General features: G+C 35.3%; 14 protein-coding genes and 1 tRNA gene. 9 read left to right on the forward strand and 6 right to left on the reverse strand.

The window, feature by feature from the left end; genetic code table 11:
* Positions 1-365 precede the first annotated feature (365 nt).
* The 3 genes from AY601_RS05100 to AY601_RS05110 all read left to right on the forward strand — a co-directional run bounded on the left by AY601_RS05100 (position 366) and on the right by AY601_RS05110 (position 5,027).
* On the forward strand, positions 366-1,559 hold the full coding sequence (locus AY601_RS05100; RefSeq protein WP_198163618.1) for an ATP-binding cassette domain-containing protein: 1,194 nt from the start codon (positions 366-368) through the stop codon (positions 1,557-1,559).
* 115 nt (positions 1,560-1,674) lie between these two features.
* Positions 1,675-4,053: an outer membrane beta-barrel family protein gene (locus tag AY601_RS05105; RefSeq protein WP_068397416.1), complete on the forward strand. Its 2,379-nt coding sequence runs from the start codon at positions 1,675-1,677 to the stop codon at positions 4,051-4,053.
* A gap of 11 nt (positions 4,054-4,064) precedes the next feature.
* Entirely contained in the window at positions 4,065-5,027 is a 963-nt protein-coding gene (locus AY601_RS05110; protein ID WP_068397424.1) for an aminoglycoside 6-adenylyltransferase, read from the forward strand.
* A gap of 321 nt (positions 5,028-5,348) precedes the next feature.
* Here AY601_RS05110 and AY601_RS05115 read toward each other — a convergent pair whose 3' ends face one another.
* The 4 genes from AY601_RS05115 to AY601_RS05135 all read right to left on the reverse strand — a co-directional run bounded on the left by AY601_RS05115 (position 5,349) and on the right by AY601_RS05135 (position 13,467).
* Positions 5,349-7,217 (reverse strand): alpha/beta hydrolase, encoded by a 1,869-nt coding sequence (locus AY601_RS05115; RefSeq protein ID WP_068397426.1) that lies wholly within the window; start codon positions 7,215-7,217, stop codon positions 5,349-5,351.
* A gap of 779 nt (positions 7,218-7,996) precedes the next feature.
* Positions 7,997-8,069, reverse strand: a tRNA-Lys gene (locus tag AY601_RS05125).
* A 333-nt stretch (positions 8,070-8,402) separates the two neighbouring features.
* On the reverse strand, positions 8,403-10,076 hold the full coding sequence (locus tag AY601_RS05130) for a SusD/RagB family nutrient-binding outer membrane lipoprotein (RefSeq protein ID WP_232324694.1): 1,674 nt from the start codon (positions 10,074-10,076) through the stop codon (positions 8,403-8,405).
* A 109-nt stretch (positions 10,077-10,185) separates the two neighbouring features.
* Positions 10,186-13,467, reverse strand: a complete 3,282-nt coding sequence (locus AY601_RS05135; RefSeq protein ID WP_068397431.1) for a SusC/RagA family TonB-linked outer membrane protein — start codon at positions 13,465-13,467, stop codon at positions 10,186-10,188.
* Between the two features lie 368 nt (positions 13,468-13,835).
* Here AY601_RS05135 and AY601_RS05140 point away from each other — a divergent pair, with 368 nt between their 5' ends.
* Together AY601_RS05140 and AY601_RS05145 are read left to right on the forward strand one after the other, a co-directional pair.
* Positions 13,836-14,519, forward strand: a complete 684-nt coding sequence (locus AY601_RS05140) for a response regulator transcription factor (protein WP_068397433.1) — start codon at positions 13,836-13,838, stop codon at positions 14,517-14,519.
* Positions 14,516-15,898, forward strand: coding sequence for a HAMP domain-containing sensor histidine kinase (locus AY601_RS05145; RefSeq protein WP_068397443.1), 1,383 nt, complete (start codon positions 14,516-14,518; stop codon positions 15,896-15,898). Before AY601_RS05140 ends, AY601_RS05145 begins: the two co-directional genes overlap by 4 nt.
* Positions 15,899-16,249: 351 nt before the next feature.
* Here AY601_RS05145 and AY601_RS05150 read toward each other — a convergent pair whose 3' ends face one another.
* Positions 16,250-17,728 (reverse strand): PLP-dependent aminotransferase family protein, encoded by a 1,479-nt coding sequence (locus AY601_RS05150; RefSeq protein ID WP_068397447.1) that lies wholly within the window; start codon positions 17,726-17,728, stop codon positions 16,250-16,252.
* Between the two features lie 86 nt (positions 17,729-17,814).
* Here AY601_RS05150 and AY601_RS05155 point away from each other — a divergent pair, with 86 nt between their 5' ends.
* From AY601_RS05155 to AY601_RS05165, 3 genes are read left to right on the forward strand one after another with little or no spacing between them, the layout of a single operon-like run.
* Positions 17,815-18,420, forward strand: coding sequence for an FMN-binding negative transcriptional regulator (locus AY601_RS05155; protein ID WP_068397449.1), 606 nt, complete (start codon positions 17,815-17,817; stop codon positions 18,418-18,420).
* Between the two features lies 1 nt (position 18,421).
* Positions 18,422-18,952 carry a GNAT family N-acetyltransferase gene (locus AY601_RS05160; RefSeq protein ID WP_068397451.1) on the forward strand — a complete coding sequence of 177 codons (531 nt, stop codon included), beginning with the start codon at positions 18,422-18,424 and terminating at the stop codon, positions 18,950-18,952.
* Positions 18,949-19,473, forward strand: a complete 525-nt coding sequence (locus tag AY601_RS05165; RefSeq protein ID WP_068397453.1) for a GNAT family N-acetyltransferase — start codon at positions 18,949-18,951, stop codon at positions 19,471-19,473. The genes AY601_RS05160 and AY601_RS05165 overlap by 4 nt, the downstream gene beginning before the upstream one ends.
* On the opposite strand, the gene AY601_RS05170 is transcribed toward AY601_RS05165, so the two are convergent.
* Entirely contained in the window at positions 19,470-20,003 is a 534-nt protein-coding gene (locus AY601_RS05170; RefSeq protein WP_068407180.1) for an RNA polymerase sigma factor, read from the reverse strand. The genes AY601_RS05165 and AY601_RS05170 overlap by 4 nt on opposite strands.
* A gap of 1,073 nt (positions 20,004-21,076) precedes the next feature.
* On the opposite strand from AY601_RS05170, the gene AY601_RS05180 reads away from it, so the two are divergent.
* Positions 21,077-21,778, forward strand: a complete 702-nt coding sequence (locus AY601_RS05180) for an MgtC/SapB family protein (RefSeq protein WP_068397462.1) — start codon at positions 21,077-21,079, stop codon at positions 21,776-21,778.
* Positions 21,779-21,822 lie beyond the last annotated feature (44 nt).

Below are 21,822 nucleotides of genomic sequence, written 5' to 3' on the forward strand. Positions count from 1 at the left end.
ATACATTTTTGACGTTGGGAATTTTATATATTGTTAACAAAACTGTAGCCAATAAAGAGCTTGTCAATAACGGGCTTGCTATACCTTTTTTTTCATTTATAATATTTTCATATCTGCTGAATATTTTTTTTCAGAAAAAAATCATCAGGATCTCGTATGATTTCGTTTACGATAGCGAAATCAATATAACCAACAGTCTTAAGGATATAACATTAATACGCCTCAATTCTTTAGGAACGGAACGGATACATGGGATATTGGAAGATATTAGGGTATTTATATTTCTTCCAGGAGTTATTACCAATACGCTGAATTCGTTACTGTTAATCCTTTTATGCATTGGTTATCTTTTTAGCCTTTCTATAATGGGAGCAGTTGTTATTGTTTTATTGATTTCTATAATTTCATATCTGTACTTTTCGATGAGTAAAAAGTTATCTGCTCAATTACTCGATCTCAGAAACAGTAATGATGATTTCAATAAATTTACACAAGATATATTACAGGGATTTAAAGAATTAAAAATTAGTGCAGCAAGACAATATAATCTATCACATAATTTTATTATTCCCAATAGAAATGATGCCAAAGAAACTGATATATATATCAGCAACAGTTTCAGCGCCATTAATGTTCTTAGCCAGTATGGCCTTTATTTTATTTTCGGAGTAATTCTGTTTGTATTGCCGTTCATTGGCATAGTTTCAATAGATAAAGTCGTTTCATTCATTGTGATCTTACTATTTATGTCAGGACCCATAAACAGAATTATCACGATGCAGAATCTTTATATGAGAATAGGGGTTTCTCAAAAGAGGATAAGGAAGTTCTTAAAAGAAGTAGACATCAGCGCCACTTCCGATAAACAACCTGCTGTTTCTTCCCCTCTCTCATTTAATATTTTGGAGTTTTCGCACTGTGTATTTGATTATGACTCATTTACATTGGGGCCAATAAATCTCACTATCAAAAAAGGAGAAGTAATATTTATTGTTGGCGGAAATGGCAGTGGTAAAAGCACATTTATCAATTTACTTACAGGCTTATATACTCCTTCAACAGGAAAGGTTTATTTGAACGGGGGCGATATCTCGAACAATATAGAAGGTTATCAGAACTTGTTATCAACCATATTTACCGATAATTATATTTTTTCTCAGAATTATGATAACTACCAGATTAAAAAGAACGCTAAATATATTGAGTATCTCAAAATGATGGAAATGGATAGTATTATAAAAAATGATGACGACTCTTCGGTCAGGAGAAAGTTTTCCAAGGGTCAAAGTAAGAGGATATCCATGATTCTTGCCCTGCTTGAGGAAAAGCCCTTGTTAATATTGGACGAATGGGCAGCAGACCAGGATCCGCATTTTAGAAAATATTTTTATGAAAACCTTATTCCTTTCCTTAGGCAGCAGGGAAAAACCATTATTGCAGTTACTCATGATGACAAATATTTTAAACATGCTGATAGAATTTTAAAATTCGAGTACGGTAAAATCATACAGGATATTGCTGTGGAAAAAGAGGAGGATTCAGCAATAGTAAATATTTGAATCCATAAGAATGATTTCCTCTTTGAATAGAGTAAGTAGCTGTAGTGATCTTATAAAAGAGATATAAAACATGGCTGAACTATCAATAAATATTAATTTTTTTAATTTGAGACAAATGAAATTTTTTTTAGCAATCTTCTTATCATTATCCTGTAACTGTATATATGCGCAGTACAAAATAACAGGGAAAATTTTTGATAAAAATAACAACCCTTTGCCTTTCGTTGATGTAAAAGTCAATAATACCAAGATTATTAAAGTCTCACTTACAGATAAAGACGGTGTTTATACCATAACTAATCTTCCGTCATCAGGTTATGAAATTACAATCCACACCTTATTGTCCAAAGAAATTAAGAAAAGTGTAACGGTTATAGATAAAGATTTGGATTTGGGGATTACCTATATAGATCAAGAGAAAAACCTACAGGAAGTTGTTATAACTGGTCAAAAAAAACAACAGGTAGAACAGAAAATAGACCGCCTGGTGATAAATGTTGAAGGAACCCCAATCGGGATTTCAGGATCGGCTTTAGAAGTTCTTCAAAGATTACCTGGAGTAGAGATAGGTTCTAGTGGCAGTTCGATTACACTGAACGGAAAATCGGAAGTTGGCGTATTGATAAATGATAAACTAACCCGGATTCCTATTTCTTCATTAATCCAGATTTTAAGCAGTACAAACGCAAAAGATATTGAAAAAATTGAGCTTATTTCAATCCCACCGGCAAAATACGATGCAGAATTTACAGGAGGATTAATCAATATCAAACAGATTAAAAAAAACGCAAAAGGCACTAATGGAAGTATCGTTGCTGGGCTGGGGTATGGAAAAAAAGATAAAGAGAAATTTGGGATTAACTGGAATGCGCGCAATAATAAAATCAATTTTTATGGTGATCTGAACTATGATAGGAATAATACACCCAGAACCTTTACAAATTCTGGTACAAGCCGCTCTTCTGATCAATCACTAACCAGCAGTTTTACCGAAACATACAGGGATCCCATTATTACCGGGTATTCAGGACGATTAGGATTGGACTATTATATCAATCAGAAATTTACGTTTGGCGTATTGGTAAATGGAAATTTAAATAATTTTAAGCAGGATGCAAGCGGATTTAATATAAAGAACAACCTAAATAACACTACCTATACGGGTTTATTTAATGATGAAGATAGTTACAGAAATTTATTCACTTCCAATTTAAACCTCAATTACAAAATAGATTCTCTGCAGGTGATAAATTTTGATGTGGACTATCTGAACTACCTCAACAAAGCACCTAACAATTATAACAATCAATATTTTGATAAAAATGGGGCGTTAGAAAGAAATGAAATGTTTTCTGTTAAAAAGCACACCCCGGTAGGTGTAGGAGTTGGGAAAATAGATTACTCCCGAATACTTAATGAAAAAATTAAATTAGATTTTGGCGGTAAGTATACTTATTCAAAACTAAACAATACCGTATTAGTAGATGACCTTATTGATGGACAATATGTTCAAAATAATAACCTGAGTGAAAAATCAAACTTAACTGAAAATATATCGGCTACATATTTATCGGTAGATTGGGGGGCTAATGAAAAAACAAATGTTAAATTAGGTTTACGTTATGAATACTCCACACAGAAGCTTGATTTACTTAGTGCTGGAAATGCATTGGATACTAAGCTAAGCGAACTATTCCCTTCGCTATTTTTCTCAAGAGAGATCGGAAAAAAATCTAGTTTACAAGCTTCTTACGGAAGAAGAGTGTCGAGGCCTACTTATTTTGATCTGGCTCCTTATGTATTATTTTTAGATCCCAATACTTTTTATTTTGGGAATATCAGGTTAAAACCTTCAATTAGCAATATTCTGTCCCTAAACTATAAATTCCAAAAATATATAGCAAGCGTAGAATATTCTCATGAAAAGAACTCAATTGCAAGATCTCAAACAGTTTTCTTACCTGAGTCTTCTCAGCAACGTTTAACATCTCTTAATCTTGATTATCTAAATACTTTAACCTTTTCAATAAACGCACCTTTAAAAATCAATAAATGGTGGGAGATGCAGAACTCTTTTCAGCTATCTTACATAAATCAGAAGATTAATGCCCAGGAAAATGATGATACTTTTTTTATAGTACGCACTACACAAACATTCAGTTTACCTAAAGATTTTTCAATTCAGCTGTTTTCAGCATATAATTCCAACCGTTTATCAGGCGTTAGCAAAATCAAACAATATCAAAGGGTAAACCTTAGTGTAGATAAGAAATTAAAAAAAATGAATAGCAGTATCCAGCTAAGTTTTAATAATGTATTTGGTCAGATATATAGCTTTGAGTCTATTGAAGCCGATAACAGTTCTTTTGTAAAATATAGCTACGAACCAAGAATTATCAGGTTTACTTATACTTATAATTTTGGAAACTCTAAGATCAGCAAGCAAAGAAAAAGAGAAGTATCTTCTGAAGAGATCAAAAATAGATTGGATTAAACAACAGTATAATGCTTAGAGAAAGAATAGAACAGATTAATCAAGGAATAGAAAAAGTACTGAAGAATAATCCAGATATCAAAGCCCTGATATCCGTAGGTAGTTTCTCGCAGGGATATATAGATTTATTTTCAGATATAGATCTATATGTATTTACTACAATTCCCAAAAAATACATGAATAATACGGATGATAGCTGGATTTCGCATTTAGGCAATATTATTTCCAGAAGGGTTTTTAGGGATTCGGGTGAAGGTATTGATAAAAATAAAATAATTTTGGACAATGGCTTAATGTATGATATAACAATCGTAAACCTCTCGCGGTTCAATATGATTAAGTATTATTTCATGTTGAAAAAATACAGATTGATAGGTGTATTACCTAAATTTTTAAGCAGGTCATTGTCAGGAAATATTATCAAATTTTATAGTACAATACAAAGGGGATATAGAATTCATGCTGACAAAATTAATTTGGAAAAAACACTTAATTATGCAATCAATTTTTCAAAAACAAAAAGCGTTACACTAACGGAAAAACAGTTTTTGAATGGATACAATTTTTTTTGGCAATCCTGTTACACGGCATCTGTTAAATTAATAAGAGAAGAATTTTATTATGCCTTGCTTGTTTATGATCACTACTTAAAAAAAGAATTAATAAGGATGATTGAGCAAAAGTGCTTGCTTGAAGAAAAGGAAAAAGATGTTTATTACAATGGTCATAAAATTAAACAGTGGGAGGGAGAAGACATATATAGAAAGCTGTATAATACCTTACTTAAAGACGATATAATTTCTATGCAAAATGCATTGATACAAACAGCAAAGCTTTATCAGTATTACTCAGCAATAGTGGCAACTCATAATGGATTCAATCTCAACATTGAGTTTGAAAAATTTGTATTAAACTTTATCAAAAATGTAGCCATTCCGGAATGTGAAAAACAGCAGGACGTTTATAGAAGTTAACTATACGCAGGTGGCAGGAAGCAAAGGCAAGCTTATGAGGTAAATGTTCATGGTCTTCTGCCATTTTAGACTGAAATTTTGAACTACTTATCGATATTTAGTTTATTGGATATCGATAAGCCTCAATTCCTGGTGAATTTTTCTTTAATATATTCCATTCAGCGGATATTTTTGCAATGATAAATGGTAATGTTCTATAAAGTAAAAATGACCTGTTATTTTTTTTTAAAGATATCAATAAGTGAAGATTATTTATGCAATATGGCATCCAAAGAAAATCTCAAGGAGAGCCAGGTAAAAATACAACAGATTGAATACTCGTTATAAAATAATCCCCCAAAATGCTAAGTATATAATCAATAAGATATAGGAGAAAATCAGACCATAAATCAGCTCAATATTATTAATGGTATTTCGTTTGACAAGAACCAAACCAAAGCATACTAATGTACTAACAATGTATATATAAGCGAGGTAAATAACAAATTCAAACTTCTTGATAAGACCAAATAACAAAATGTAAATATTTTGGTTGGTAGTTTGAAAGATTCCCAAGCTTAAAGACAAAAACAACGCAATTCCCAGAAAGGAATTAAATAAAATAAGAGAATATAATGTACGATTCCCGGGTGCTTTTAACTTAGGGATAAAAATAAATATAGAACTTATAATCAGTAACAGGGCAATAATCAAGGACGATAAAAATAACCAATTAGGTTTATTAAAGTTTTCTGCCAATTTAGATATCCCTTTATTGTAAAATATATTATGTGAAACAAACTGAACTTCGGGCGCTTTATTTCCAGTTTCAATAGCCGAACCGCTTATAAAACGCGCTAGCATCTGTTTCCCTTCTTTAGAGAAACTAGTCCCATGGCCATATAGCATTTTAACCAAATAGCTGTTTTTTAGTTTTTTAGCAAGTTTTTCGCCGTTTGATAAGGGAGTAATTGGATCATACTTACCTGCAAAAATCAAAGTTTTATAGGTGCTGTCACTTTGTTTATCCTCATCGCTTGTGGGTTTTTTAGTAATTCCCCAGCTTTGACAAACGAATAAATCAGAACGGTAGAATAATAGCGCTCCATTTTTATCATGCTGTTTTGAATTTTCATCAAAAAGAGAAATACTTTGATTGTTATATACATCATTGCACGTCACACAATAATAGGTTCCGAAATCTCTTTTTAGCGACTCAGAAAAAGATTCCACAAGACTGGATAATACATCTTTATTTTCTTTATTAAATGCGTCTATGATTAATGGAATAACCTCTATCAGCTGTTTGTTATAAAGAGATTGTTGAATAATAAGTTTAAATTCATCTGCATTATAGGTAAAATGCCCATTAGGGATGATTTTTTTATCAACAATTACTGAAAAACCTTTTCTGTTCAATTTATTAATTACCGAGTAGTACTCTTTTTCCAGATCAGGGAATTTGCTTTTAGAATCTTTAAATAATAGATGTAAACTATTAAGGTAATTTGAAGTGTTTTTGCTATAATAATCAGATATTTCGGAAATAGGAGAATCTAGAATTAAACCTTTAACATCGCCAGGATATGTTTTGGAATAAAGCTGGGCAATATATGTTCCATAAGATATTCCATAGATAAACCACTTATCAATTCTTAATTCAGTTTTTAAAGTATGTAAATCCTGAGCAATATTATTACTGTTGTATTCTGCGGGGTCTATTTTATCTTTCAGAAGATGTTCTTTACATTCCTTCGAAATATCTACAATAGCATTTATCTCTTTGTTTCCCTGGGTATCCTGGCTGAAAACATTTAATATCTTTTTTCCAAGATCTGGGCAGAGGCTAGGTTGGGAGAATCCTGTTCCTCTTAGATCAAGCAAAATTATATTAGCTTTTTCCCTTAGTGGATGATTAAGCCATTTTTTTATAGCACCAATTGACCATCCTCCCGGACCTCCCGAAACAAAGACAACATTTTCATTTGTTTTTTTTAGAGATAAAAGTTGGACAACTGCCAATTTTATTTGTTTTTTAGGATAATTCCAATTTTCCGGAACATTAAAAAAATAGTATTTAATATCTTTATTATTTACTTCTTTCCAATCTGGGAAAAATGTATTACAAATCTCCAATTTGGTTTTTGGGTTTTGAGCGTGAGTAGCAAGAGAAGCGAATAGAAATAGAAAAATTAAAAATCGGCGTATCATAAAGAAAAAATATAGTTTGAATATAGTAAGATTACAGTGAAATTTATATTTTTATTAAATTTACACCAATAATTACTTCTGCAACAACATCTTTTTTTAATAGCATTTAATCGTATTATCCAATAATTTATTTTTCAGCTTTTATCTGACCAATAGCACTTTTTTTTTATTTTTGATTTTATCCTTGGAGATAAAGCAAAGCCATCTAAATTCATGGTCTATATACCTAATGTTAAGATCGCTTTTCTGATTTTTAACAAACAGGTATTTTTTTACATGTCTTTGCAATACCTTAAACCTTTTCAGCATTCCTCCGGCATAATCTATCTTTTCTACCAATTCCTCTATCTTTTTGTTATGAATTTTGAGACCTGCCTTAGTGTTCCTCAATTCCGGTTCACATTCTCTGCTGGTGCAAAGTTCTGCAGATTTTCTGTCAACAGTAATCCTTAAATAGATGGATACAATAGCTTTAACATAGTTTTTTTGGTTTTTTTAATTAGAAAAAGCAGCATGAAATCCATTTTTCATAATGACCGATTTAAGGTTAAAGAAAGTTAGCCTTGCAGTTCTATGTACACAAGATGTTCAGATTATGAACCGACTGAATACCAATTGATTAATACAAATTAGGGGAGTTTGATGAAATAAAGAATAACGCGCCTAATGACGCTCATTTTTCATGTGATTTATTGCATAATTTGGTATATCCCATAAAACACAAAACCCTGCAATCTTTTGATTTGCAGGGTTTTAGTTCTTTTTGATACTATTCTCTGTGATCCCGCTGGGATTCGAACCCAGGACCACTACATTAAAAGTGTAATGCTCTACCAGCTGAGCTACGGAATCAATTAATTCCCTTTGTTTAAGGAGGTGCAAAGATAGAAATTAAATATTAAGATGCAATTAAATCTGAAAATAATTTCAATAAAAATATTGATTTACTTGCCCGTCTAAACTAATTCATTGAAAATCAGAAGAGGATGTATTATAAGTAAAATTGAGCCTCTGAGAATTGAATATTCGAAAATACCCCTGCAGGGGGGGCGGGTAAAAACAGAAGAAGAGGGTAATCATTATTTATGCACTGCGCCCCAAAAGTTAGACACTTTCTCGGGACACTTCATTATGATATACCCTCTTCAAAGCAAAAATGTAAACTATATTAAACAATCACTAAGACTATTTCAAAATATACATGATACCATTGATATCATCATTTCCACCATACTGACTCTGTATCGCAATTTGATAATTTGCGGCATTTGCAGTACGTTCATACTCGTGATACTGAAAGCGGCTTGCAATACGGCCACCATTTCCAGTACCCGGACCAGTGGTGAAAGTAGGGATACCTGTACGGCGATAAGTAAAATAAGACTCCAGTCCCGAATGACGGAATAAAGCCAGGTACTTTTGCTGTACAATCTGTTTAAGGGCAGTTGCTGTATTATACTTTACTTCAAGCTGATTGTAATAAGTATTCCAATCTACATTGATAGTATAAGTATCATAGTTAGCACCTAAAGCAACGTTCGTTGAACCCGGACGATAGAAATAAGCAGTAAATGTTCCCGTGCCTGTAGGGATTTTATAAGAATCCATAGAACTTTTAATACCCGCAGTATAATAACTCTCTGCATCCCCAGCAGCCCAACCGCGATAAATCCCCTCAGCAATATTGAACATCAGTTCAGCATAACCAACCTGGATACTTGGCTCACCAGTATACGTTGAATAATAACGTTTTCTGTTTAAAAATGAATACTTCTGTAAACCCGCGTTGTTATACATAATACCAAGATCCTGCCCAGCATCAGCTCCAATAAAAGAAGCGAAATCTGTAGGGCTCAGTTTTAAAGAATCTACCTGATAACGGGAAGGTTCGGCAGTTACAAATACCCTTGGATCTTTTAACTTTGTTAACAAACTGATATAAGTAGCAGAAGTGTTTTTTCTCGATCCGCTCTGTCCAAAGTTATCAGGAGTCTGTGGGTAATAGTTCGTTGGTGATATATAAACATATTGCATGTTATCAGCAGCACTTTCCATGATAGGATATTTAGTTTTATTGCTGATAATATCAGAGAATTGTTTTTTTACATTTAGCTGTGTATCGTCATCAGCTCTTTTACTTAGCTGAATCAACAAGCGGATTCTAAAAGTATTGACAAGTTTTTGCCATTTCAGCAAATCACCATTAAAATAGATATCCCCGGTAAGTATATTCTCTTTTGCTGTGATTAAAGTTGTTAAATCTGTGTTCGCACTTTCTAATAATGCCAGAGATTGTAACATCACATTTTTCTGTGTATCATAAGCAGGAGTAAGGTTAGCTATTCCGGCCAGCGCATCAGTCATTGGAATATCTCCCATTTCCATGCTCATTTTAGTGAATAAATAAGCCTTAAAGAACTTACCAAGCGCAGCATAAGAGTTAACAGCTGCCCCAGTCTTACTAGCTTGTTTTTCCATTTCAACGACGTTTTTTAACACCGTATAATAATCATCGCCATACTTGAAATCATAGCGGTTATTGCCATAATAATCATAATTATTCAGGTAATACTGACTATTTGTTTCTTTAGAACCATCAGGACCTTCTACAAGGCCATTGCCAGTTAATATTCCATTTAATAGTAAAGAAGCTTGTACTGCAGTTGGTTTATTATTATTGATCGTTTTCTCTTCGAAGTCCTTCTTGCAGCCAGAGATGGTCACCACAAGTAAAAGGGGTAGCAAAGAATAAAATTTGAATATCTTTTTCATCTGTATATAATTGTTTTTTTCGAAATCTTTATTGTTTTTGATTGAACTCAAGAGCACTTCGTGGTTTAACGGTAATGAAGCTATCATGATTTTATATTTTTCACCAGTATCGATTTGATTTTTGTGTTTAAGAGCGCGCAGGCCCGTTTCATTTCGTTGTGTGATTTGGAAAATCATGATGGTTTCCTATTGGAAATTATAATGTAACGTTAATGTTAAACCCATAACTACGTACCGTAGGTGATTGTAAGCCAGTTAGAGGAGTTTCTCCATTATACTGATCTAAATCAACATCCTTAAACCTTTTGTCTTTATAGAAGTATAATAAATTACGGCCTACCAAAGAGAAAGAAGCTTTTTGAATGAAAGTACCCGCAAGTAATTTCTTAGGAAGTTCGAATCCAAGCGTAACCTCGCGAAGTTTTGCGAAAGTTTTACTCATCAGGTTGGCCTCATCGAAATTATAATATTTACTTACGTAATCCTGAACAAATACCTTATTTGTATTTGGCGAAAAAGCAAGGTCGCCGTAATTCAGAATCGCACCAGTTTTAGAATCATAGTTGATAGATGCACCATTAGAAATCACTACACCTTCACCAACATAAGTACCATTATAGCCTTTCTTACCATAATTAGCCCAATCCTGGTAACGCGCATCGCCTAAAGTACCTTGAGCAGTTTCGATATTTGAACCACCACGCATAGTTTTGTTATGCATGTAATCAATAGTTTTCCCACCTACACTACCATCAAACTGAACACCTAAACTCCAGCTTTTGTAATGAAACTTGTTATAAATACTCCATGAATAATCAGAGTTCAAGTTTCCAAGGTATTGATTAGCACCACCGTTGACCAATGGTTTTCCAGCTGCATCATTAATAATCTGTCCGTCCTTAGTTCTCACGAAAGCAGTTCCATACAATTTGTCTGTACGATCTCCCTCTTTGAAAAATGTCTGATAAGTATCTTGTCCTTTAGGAAGTTCTTTATAAACGCGCTTATAAGTTGACCAGTTGACTAAAACGTCCCAGCCAAAACCACCCATATCTTTAATTGGTGTGCCGCTCAGGGAAACCTCATAACCAGTCTTTTTTGTTTTTAATGCATTCAGATATAATATATTATAACCCGTAGCAGTAGAAATCTGGTTCGCTAAAACCTGTGGCCCATCTATGTACTGGAAAGCTGTAGCACTTAAACCTAATCTGTTCTCTAAGAATTTGATATCAAAACCTTCTTCGTAATTTACACGTGTAGTAGTTTTAATACCATTTTGATATAAATAATCCGGGCCATAACCAGCAGCCTGATTGTTATATGGTTTATTGATATTAAAGGCTGTATTCAAAGAATAGTTTGGCCCATTATAAGGAGACATATAAGTATTGCCATAACCTAGTGGATTGTTTGTCAGGTTAGATGCTGTTTGTCCGCCAAATGCTGTAATCGAACTGAAAGGAGCAGGACCAATACTTGCACTGGTTGCATCTGTACGTACATTGGAAAATGATGCTCTTGCTTTCAGGAATGAAATAAGATCTGGCATTTTGATATAATCAGAAATTACAGTTGCCAATGATACACTTGGATAATAATAAGTTGTCGGCGTCTGGAAAGCAGAAGACTTATCAATTCTGCTCGTTGTTGATAAAGTTGCATATTTACCGAAAGCGGCATCTAATGAGAAATAACCACTCAGTACCATCATGCTGGAGTTGAAACTCGTAGACTGTACTGGATTTTTAGAGTTACTAAAAGAATAAACTTCAGGAACATTCAGGTAATCAGTAGATGTCCAGCTTGAATTATAAGATAAGGTACGAAGATTTGTTCCGACCAAACCAGAAAGATTTACAAAGTTTTTAACGTTATAATTGAAGTTTAATAATAACTCATTGTTGTTCTCAAATAAATTACGTCTGTCTTCGCGATAGTCACCCTGATTTCCTTCACGTCCGTAGGGGTGAGCAGAGAATGGAAGTTTTTCTGTACGTAAAATACTGTACGTATCAAATTGAGAACGAAGTGTTGCGTTTAAATGGTTATCAATTTTGAAGTTTGCAGAAAGATAACCGTACACGTCATTTTTATAATGTCCGCGTAACCACTTTTCTGTCATCAGATAAGGGTTATGGTAACGCTGATATTCAGCAAACTGCGATTGAATACCTTCCTTACCTGGCTGCCAGATTGCTTTAATGTCAGGTGCATTCACATCCCAGTCTGCACCAGTCCAGATTGCTGTACTATAGATTAAACTTGAAGGTCCGTAATCCGCATCAGGAAAGTTATCTGTAAATTGTCTGTTAAAATCAAGATTACCTTCGATTTTCAATCTTGGACTTGGATTGAATGAACCATACATGTTGAAATTGACAATGTTAAGTCCGCTATTAGGGATATAACTTGATTGTTTTGATTGTGAAACTGAAAACCTCGTTGTATAAGTCTCTCCATTAGCACTTAAAGAAACATTATTGTTAGTTTGATACCCAGTTTTCAAGAAGTTCTTTAAATTGTTTTTACCTCTGGCTGTATAGGGAGTCGCTTGTCTTACCCCATTTATTACCGGGCTATCATACTGAGGGATTAGTTGTCCGGCGAAATAAGGGCCCCAAACATCGTAATCTCCATCAACACCACCTGGTGCACCACCTTTACCATCTACGAATACGTACTGTGTATTCTCACCAGCGCCATATGAATTCTGTATACGAGGAAAAGTCAAAAATCCACTATTAATAACTGTGCTGCTGTTAAAATCAACAGTCAGTCCTTTTTTATTCTTATCACCTTTTTTAGTCGTAATCAATATCGCTCCATTTACTGCACGGCTACCATATAGGGCAGCAGCTGCAGGGCCTTTTAATACGGTATAAGTTTCAATATCGTCAGGACTGATATTCCAGGTATCAGTATTGATAGGAAATCCGTCAATCACATATAAGGTTAACTTATCACCGCGGATCATCACGTTCGGCTCTCTTAATACCTCAGGAGAAGGGCCAACAGATAAACCGGCCACTTTTCCTATCAAACCACCGATTGGATTCGGGTCACGTGCTTTTAGCAAATCATCACCATCAACGGTCTGTAAAGCATAACCAATTCTTTTGGTGTCTTTCTTGATGCCTAAAGCGGTAACTACAACCTCAGAAAGCGCCTTGCTATCTCCTTTTAGCAATACATTAATGATAGTTTCATCACCAATAATGATTTGTGTTTTTTCATATCCAAGATATTGGAAGGATACTGTTTGCCCTTTTTTTGCTGTTAAAAGAAAGTGACCGTCCATGTCTGTTACTGTACCTTGTTTGGTACCGTCAACCAAAACACTTACCCCCGGTAAGGATTGTTTAGTTTCGTCACTAACTGTACCTGATATTTTAATTTGCGCCGCTAAGGTCATCGGGGCAAACAAAAATAACGCAACAGTTATTACTTGTTTTAATTGCTTGTAAAGCTGTTTCATTGATGTGGATTTAGGTTGTTATGTGTTTTGATTTTACACAGCAATACTAAACTTTGTTTATTAAAACTAAACCAATTTAGTATTATATGTATTTAAACTTTTGCTGTTTTAGCTGATGCTAAACGCGTCTTTAGCAACAGGTTCGTTACCTATTGTTAATAGCATTTTAATGAAGACTTTATGGTTTACTATTATTGTGGTTGAAAAACCGTTTTATTTGTGTGTAAAATTATCAAATGATAATAGCTGCTGATATTATTCAAGGAAAGAAGCAGAGTTGAAGCAGTTATCGTAAAAGAGGCTTAGTCCATGAATTTTAAACAGGCTCTAAAAAATAATGTTCACATTTGTTGTTTAATTATAGCATAATGGACATACTGGTTATAGAAGATGAACAAAGAGTGGCTGAACTGATCAAAAAGGGATTAGAAGAACTTGGGTTTCATATTACACTTGCCTTTGATGGAGAAATGGGCAAGAGGCTGGCTTTAACAAAAACATACGACCTGATTCTCATGGATTTGATTCTCCCAAAGATCAATGGTATTGATCTTTGTAAAGAGGTGCGTATTGCCCGGCCTGATATTCCTATCATTATGCTGACTGCTTTGGGGACTACGGATGATAAAGTTGAGGGGTTTGACGCAGGTGCAGATGATTATCTCGTTAAGCCTTTTGATTTCAGGGAATTGCATGCCAGGATACGTGCTTTAATTAAAAGAAATCAGACACAGAATAATACTTTCAGCCAGGGATTTATTTTGCGTTTTGCAGATCTGGAAATGAATCTGGAAACCAAACTTGTTAAGAGGAATGATGTACCAATAGATCTTACACCTAAAGAGTTTCGCTTGCTTGAATATATGATGGGAAATTCTGAAAGGGTTTTGTCGAGAACAGAAATTGCAGAGAAGGTTTGGGATACTTTTGATTCAGGAACGAACTTCATTGATGTATATATCAATTATTTAAGGAAAAAGATAGATAAGAATTACGAGGTGAAACTGATTCATACCAAACCTGGAATGGGTTTTATATTTAAAGAGGGATGAAAATAAGAGCGAAACTTTTGTTATTGTTTTTAACACTTTTTGGTGCTTTGCTTTTGGCATTTGCGGTGTTTATCTATATTTCTACAGCGCAGAGCAGAAAGGATCAATATTATAAGCATCTTAAAAGAGAGGCGATTACGAAAGCGAATTTGCTTTTTGATGCGAAAGTTCCTCCAACGGTGTTGCAGTTGATTTATAAGAATTCTATTAACTCTTTATTTGAGGAAGAGGTTGCTGTGTATGATACTTCGTTTAATCTGCTGTATCATGATGCGGTGCAGATTGATAAGGTTAAAGAGACCAAACAGATGATCAATCAGATTATTCTTCAGAAGGAAATAACTTTTGAACAGGGATCTTTGCAGGTTGTGGGACTTTTATATCTGCATAAAGGCAAAACTTATGTGATTACTGCGGCTGCAAATGATAAGTATGGACTGACCCGTCTGGAAGAATTTAAGTATACTTTGATTATTTCTTTTATCATTATTATCAGTTTGACGATTGCTGCGGGTTATTATTTTGTAGGTAAGGCGTTAAATCCGGTTGCGGAGATTGTGGATAAAGTGGAAGAGATTACTGCGACTAATTTATATAAGCGTGTACATGTCAAAAATGAACGGGATGAGATTGGTGAGCTGGCTATTACTTTTAATAATATGCTGGATAGGCTGGAGCAGTCTTTTGATGGTCAGAAGAGTTTTGTAAGTAATATTTCTCATGAGTTGAGAACTCCGCTGGCAACGATTGTCGGGGAGTTACAGCTGGCTTTAATCAGGGAACGCAGTGTTGAGGAGTATAAGGAGGTGATCAGGTTGTCGCTGAGTGATGCGCAAAGGTTAGTGAGGTTGTCTAATGGTTTGCTTGATTTAGCGAAAGCGAGTTATGATCAGACTACGGTAAGTATGAAGGTTTTAAGGACGGATGAATTGTTGATGGATGCAAGGGAAGCGGTTCTTAAGGGATTTGAAGATTATAAGATTGATATTGTCTTTGATAAGGAGATTGATGATGATAATGAGATTTCTGTTAAGGGAAATGAGTATTTGCTGAAGGTGGCGTTTATTAACCTCATGGAGAATGCGTGTAAGTTTTCTGCTGATCATAGGTGTGTGGTGAGTATCAATTTTGATAAGGGGTCGGTTATACTTGGGTTTAAGGATTCGGGAATAGGAATTGAGAGTGAGGAGATTGGTAAGGTGTTTTCTGCTTTTTACAGGGGAATGAATAAGGGGTTTAGTGCGGGGAATGGGATCGGGTTGTCGCTGACGGAAAAGATTGTGGGGATGCACCAGGGGGAGATTAAGGTGAGGTCTATTGTAGGGGTAGGGAGTGAGTTTACCATTGTTATGGCACATGTGGTTGTTTCACCTGGGTAAAAAAAACCGCAACTGTATATTTGACTGGTACGCCTGAATTAGGCGTAAGGTCTGCATATACAGTTGCGGTTTTTTTTCTTTATCCACGTGGTTTATGTACCATTTATATTGTGTTTAGATAATGGTTTATTTATATTGTTGAAGGAGCTAATTGCTTTACAGGTGTTGTTGAGGAACTAATTGCTTTACAGGTGTTGTTGAAGGAGCTAATTGCTTTACAGGTGTTGTTGAAGGAGCTAATTGCTTTACAGGTACTGTTGAAGGAGCTTAATTGTTTAACAGCTATTGAAGAAACTGATTGCTTTACGAAGGAGTTTAATGGATACCTTATAATTTTCTTGTAGTATCATTCTACGAAATCAACCTTTTTATAATTTCTACACTTCTGGCCAGATCTTCTTTGGTGGAAGATGCAAAGCCTAAGCGAATGGCATTGGTATCGTAGTCTTGATATTTGTGGGCTTTTCCATCGGATAAGAGTAATCCTTCGCGGTAAGCATTTTTTGCAAGTTTTTCCAGGTTGATTGATTTGTCAAAGGTTGTCCATACTGACATACCGCCTTCGGGAGGGGTAAAGTTTATGGCTTCTTTGAGTTGATTACTGAGCAGATTGCAAAAGAAGTCGCGCCGTTCTTTGTAGGTTGAAAGTGTTTTTCTGAGGTAACGCTGGATTGTACCGTCGTTCAATAAATCAGCCATTGCGTTGTCAAGTACGTGATCGCCTTGCCGGTCCAGTAATATACGGACTTTAGCGAGGTGTTCAATGATGTTTTCGGCAGCTACCAGATAGCCCATCCGAAAGGCCGGGGAAAAGCTTTTACTAAAGGAGCCGCAATAAATGACCATCCCGTTTTCATCAGCGCTGGCCAGGGGTAAGAGCGGGCGGTGTTTGAAGTGGAAGTCAAAATCGTAGTCATCTTCAAAAATGATGAAGCCATATTCATTGGCGAGTCTGAGCAATTCTAGTCTACGGTCAATTCTTAGGGAGACTGTGGTTGGGTATTGGTGATGGGGGGTAACGTAGACCATCCTTATTTTTTGTTTTGTGCAGATTTTTCGGAGTTCGTCAACTATTAAGCCGTGTTCGTCTACGGGGATTCTAATGAGTTTAGCACCGGCGTGCAGAAAGTTATGTTCAGCGCGTCTCCATCCTGGGATTTCAGAAACTACAATGTCGCCGGGGCTGATCAGGGCATTGCAAATCAAGTTAATACCCATTAAGGTACCTCTTACTGAAAGAATGTTTTCGGGAGTGGTTTTCAGTCCTCTCGTCGTATTGAGGTATTCAGCTATAGCTTGTCGATAGGGGTAAGGGCCGGCAGGGTTTCCGTAATTACCAAATTTAGGGTATAATCCACTTCTGGTGAGTTGGTTACGATAGGCGCGGTAAAATTCCTTTAGTGGTGCAAGTCTGGGGTCGGGGTAACCGTCGTCTAAATGAAGGCCGGGTACGATTGTTTCTATGAGCGTATCAGGGTAATCTCTGGGCTGAAAAGTGAATCCTGCGGTCTTTGATGAGGTGGATGTGATTGACTTTAGCTTTTCTGGTGCGTGGTCTGCTACATGACTGGAAACAAAAGTGCCACGGCCTATAGCGCTTTCAAGCCAGCCTTGCATCTGCAGTTCTTCGTATGCTTTAGTCACTGTAATTCTATTGATTTTTAAAAGATCAGCGAGGTCCCGGCTACCTGGAAGTTTTTGGCCTGATCGTAGTTTGCCACCCCGGATTAGCGATAACAGGGTGTCTGCTAGCTGAAGATATACGGCACGTTCGGCGGAACGATCAAAGGATAGATCTGCAAATAGTTGATTGATAATTGGACTATTCATTATCTTATAATTGGACTACTAAGATAATCCAATTACAACATACTTTTGTTTAATCAGCTCATTAATCAGTTATTTGGATAGAAATCATGTATATACCTAAGCAATTTGAGATTGAAAAAGAGGCAGAAAAGATAGCCTTCATGAAGCAGTATAGTTTTGCAACTATAGTGACTACTAAGGCGGGTATTCCAATTGCTACGCAACTTCCGTTTTTGATTACAAAGAATACCGGTAGTCTGGTGTTGAGTGCACATTTTGCCTTGGCTAATGAGCAGACAGGCTTTATTGAGCAGAATACCTCGCTGGTTATTTTCTCAGCGCCACATGCTTATATTTCTCCAGCTCATTATGATAAGATGGAGAGTGTGCCTACCTGGAATTATGTTGCTATACATGCTTATGGAAAGTCGAAAATTGTTGCGGATGAAAATGCGAAAATTAAAGCATTGGAAAACATGATCCTGTTTTACGAACCTGGTTACCTTGGACAATGGAACAAGTTGTCAGAAAAATTTAAAAAGGGAATGATCAAAGGAATCGTAGTGTTTGATTTGATAGTGACAGATTTACAAGGACAGAAAAAAATAAGCCAGAATAAAACTAAGATGGAACGGGAAAGGATAGCTGCCCATTTAGAAAAAAGTGACGTCAGCTCAGAAAAAGCAATAGCAGAATTTATCAGAAAAATATAAGATGGAACAAATTGAAATTATTAGCGCATCTCTTGAGGATTTTAAAACTATACAATTAATAGGCAGGCAGACTTTCTTAGAAACATTTGCGGATAACAATACGGAAGCCGATATGGCTAAATATTTGGAAGAAAGCTTCAATTCACAACAGATAAAAGCTGAATTAGCTAATCCGGATTCTATGTTTTTTATAGCCTGGGAAAATAAAAATCCTATAGGTTACTTAAAAGTGAATAGCGGTAAGGCACAAACGGAATTACATGATAGTAACGCTATTGAGATCGAACGCATTTATGTTAAGAGAACGCATCACGGTAAAATGGTAGGTCAATTGCTTTATAATAAAGCACTGGAAATGGCCATACACCAAAATAAAGCTTATCTGTGGCTGGGGGTATGGGAACAAAATCCCCGTGCCATCAGGTTTTACGAAAAGAACGGCTTTGTTGCTTTTGATAAACACATTTTTAAAATGGGGAATGATGAGCAAACAGATATTATGATGAAAAAGATATTAACTCCTGCCTCATGAATTTTAGCATCCAACCACAGTTAACCAATGAACGTGTCGGACTCTTACCGCTTAAGGAAACCGATTTCGAAGAATTATACCGCATAGGGTCTGATCCAAAAATATGGGAACAACATCCTAACAAGGACCGCTGGAAGAGGGAAGTATTCCAGAACTTTTTCGATGGTGCGATAAAGAGTGGAGGCGCATTTAAAATCGTTGATGAGCTTACCGGGAAAGTGATGGGCAGTACCCGGTTTTATGATTATGATGAGACAGAGAATGTGATTTTTATCGGCTATACTTTCTATGGTACAGCTTATTGGGGAATTGGCGCCAATCTTTCAGTGAAAAAAATGATGCTGGATTATATATTTCAGTTTGTATCAAAGGTGCAATTCCATATTGGAGCAGAGAACGTTCGTTCACAAATCGCTATTGGCCGTATTGGAGCCGTTAAAATAGCTGAGGAGCAAGTCACCTATTTCGGTGAAGCTCCAAAGCTCAATTTTGTATATGTAATCGACCGGGATTTACATTAATTATACTTGTTTGATTTTTTGAATTCCTGGTTGTAAATTTTCAGGTTACTTTTCAATAGCTGGCGCGCTACATGAATTCTCGTTTTAACAGTACCAATAGGTATATTCAGCATATCTGCTATTTCATGGTATTTATAACCTTCGAAATATTTGATAAAAGGTGTGTAATATTCGGTACTTAACATTGCTAATGCTTTATTTACATCATCACTAATGAATTTATTATCAGCCTGGTTATGAGAAGCACTTTTATACAACTGAGCAGAATTAATTTCTTCGGTAGTATCTATAATGCTGCGTTGTTTTACCGTCCTTCTATAATCGTTTATAAAAGTATTTCTCATGATCGTATATAACCATCCTTTCAAGTTTGTTCCTTCAACATAAAGTTTTGAATAACGAATAGCTTTTAATAAAGTTTCCTGAACTAAGTCATCAGCATCGTCCATGTTTTTTGTGAAATTCAAGGCGAAAGTTTTTAAAGAAGACTTGTGGTCATTAACTTGGTAGGGGAAGGAATTACTGATCATAAGTTGAAAGATTAGATTATAAATGCTGTTGATTAAATACATTTTTTTTATTCCAACTCTTATACCAATTAATTTATTAAAAATCAAAAAATAGATTACCTGGAAAGTTTATTATTTTTCTGATTTATGGTAAATTTAGAATGATATGAAATTTATTTGTTTTTAAGAATATTTAATTTGTTTATTCGTGTTTGTTTTTATCGTTTAGTGGTGGTATTAGGCATTGATGTAATAAGATTTAAGTTTTATCAATTCATAAAACGAACTGTTAATTTGATTTTGGATCGAAATTGTACCTAATTTAATATGTACTGTTTTTAGTACTTTTTTTGTTAAACAGGAGAAATCATCAAGACGAAAAAGATTTAATTTGATGCCAATATTCTACATTATAGCTTTCAATTCTTAATTTATTTGTATAATCAGGGAAGACGAATGTTAATATCAAAAAAATCATCAGCTAGATTGGAACTGAATTTTTAATTGATATTGAAAATATCTTTGCACGTGGCAATATTCCTAAACTTTATAAAGATTAGATTCTTCCAGGCGTAAAGCTTGAAAGGATAAATCTGCAGCAATTTTATTCCTCATGCTGCAAACCGGATCTGCATCGCGGTCTCTAATGAATTTCTAATGAATTTCTGTTTGTCCTCTAACAGCCTTTTCCAGTGGGGTGTTTTATATTTGCAGCAGATTAAAAAAAAGCAAATTATGGACTCAGGCCCCAATTCAAAGGTACGATTAATCGTACCGTCAAAATCAAATCAATTCATTATTTAACCGCCTGCTAGCGCTTATAACTTCTGTTATGCCGGTAGAGGCATAAAACAGAGTTATGTTCATTTTTTCAAAAATACAGATAAAATATACCCGCTATATTGTAGATTATGATTATCCAGTGAAAATGGATACCAGGCCTGCTATCACATTTGGGGTGGCTGATCATATCTTCAGCAGACAAAATTACTATCAATCTATTTCGTTCAGACAGCTTTTCTTTGGCACATATAATTTGATATTAAATGTGATCAAACTTGTTGCCCAACAAATTAAAAAATGGAGGGCCTGCTATGACAATATTTGAGTTTACGCTAAGGCTCGCCATCGCTTTTGCACTAGGCGCAGCAATCGGTACAGAACGCCAGTGGAGGCAGCGAATGGCTGGCTTAAGAACAAATATGCTGGTTTGCCTGGGCGCCTGTATGTTCGTTTCTCTAGGTGTTAAAGTTGGTGGAGATGCCTCTGGAAGAGTGATTTCTTACGTAGTGAGTGGAATTGGTTTCCTGGGTGCGGGTGTTATTATGAAAGACGGGCTGAACGTAAGAGGATTAAATACAGCAGCTACATTATGGTGTTCTGCTGCAGTTGGAGCCTCTTGCGGCCTTGGGTTCCTTCCTGAAGCAGCAATCGTTACAACTTTCGTCATTCTGACCCATGTTTTAATGCGTCCGTTGGGCGTACAATTAAGCAGGCTTCCTTTAAAGAGTACTAAAATCCCTGTGGCTTATCTGCTGATTATCAAATGCAGACAGGATGTAGAGAATCATTTGAGAGTTCTGCTTCTCCAGTTTACAAGTAATGACAAAAAGCTATTGCTCAGATCCCTTAAAAGTACAGATGACGGTGATCCGGGCAAGGCTGTAATTACAGCAGAAATACTCGCTAACAGTAATGAAGACGTAATTATGGAACGGATCGCCGGACGATTAACTATCGAACACGAGGTTTCTGAAGTCAGCTGGAATAAGGCCGGAGATGAGAACGACTTATAGCCATAAATGAATGATTTATAAAAACATATAAACTACTGCAAGCA

It is taken from the genome of Pedobacter cryoconitis, assembly GCF_001590605.1.
Taxonomy (GTDB): Bacteria; Bacteroidota; Bacteroidia; order Sphingobacteriales; family Sphingobacteriaceae; genus Pedobacter; species Pedobacter cryoconitis_A.

What these genes read in the sequence shown, in the direction of transcription:
- AY601_RS05100 (WP_198163618.1), top strand. Translation starts at nt 366, where the DNA reads ATGGGAGCAGTTGTTATTGTTTTATTGATTTCTATAATTTCATATCTG.
- AY601_RS05105 (WP_068397416.1), top strand. Translation starts at nt 1,675, where the DNA reads ATGAAATTTTTTTTAGCAATCTTCTTATCATTATCCTGTAACTGTATA.
- AY601_RS05110 (WP_068397424.1), top strand. Translation starts at nt 4,065, where the DNA reads ATGCTTAGAGAAAGAATAGAACAGATTAATCAAGGAATAGAAAAAGTA.
- AY601_RS05115 (WP_068397426.1), bottom strand. Translation starts at nt 7,217, where the DNA reads ATGATACGCCGATTTTTAATTTTTCTATTTCTATTCGCTTCTCTTGCT.
- AY601_RS05130 (WP_232324694.1), bottom strand. Translation starts at nt 10,076, where the DNA reads ATGATAGCTTCATTACCGTTAAACCACGAAGTGCTCTTGAGTTCAATC.
- AY601_RS05135 (WP_068397431.1), bottom strand. Translation starts at nt 13,467, where the DNA reads ATGAAACAGCTTTACAAGCAATTAAAACAAGTAATAACTGTTGCGTTA.
- AY601_RS05140 (WP_068397433.1), top strand. Translation starts at nt 13,836, where the DNA reads ATGGACATACTGGTTATAGAAGATGAACAAAGAGTGGCTGAACTGATC.
- AY601_RS05145 (WP_068397443.1), top strand. Translation starts at nt 14,516, where the DNA reads ATGAAAATAAGAGCGAAACTTTTGTTATTGTTTTTAACACTTTTTGGT.
- AY601_RS05150 (WP_068397447.1), bottom strand. Translation starts at nt 17,728, where the DNA reads ATGAATAGTCCAATTATCAATCAACTATTTGCAGATCTATCCTTTGAT.
- AY601_RS05155 (WP_068397449.1), top strand. Translation starts at nt 17,815, where the DNA reads ATGTATATACCTAAGCAATTTGAGATTGAAAAAGAGGCAGAAAAGATA.
- AY601_RS05160 (WP_068397451.1), top strand. Translation starts at nt 18,422, where the DNA reads ATGGAACAAATTGAAATTATTAGCGCATCTCTTGAGGATTTTAAAACT.
- AY601_RS05165 (WP_068397453.1), top strand. Translation starts at nt 18,949, where the DNA reads ATGAATTTTAGCATCCAACCACAGTTAACCAATGAACGTGTCGGACTC.
- AY601_RS05170 (WP_068407180.1), bottom strand. Translation starts at nt 20,003, where the DNA reads ATGATCAGTAATTCCTTCCCCTACCAAGTTAATGACCACAAGTCTTCT.
- AY601_RS05180 (WP_068397462.1), top strand. Translation starts at nt 21,077, where the DNA reads ATGACAATATTTGAGTTTACGCTAAGGCTCGCCATCGCTTTTGCACTA.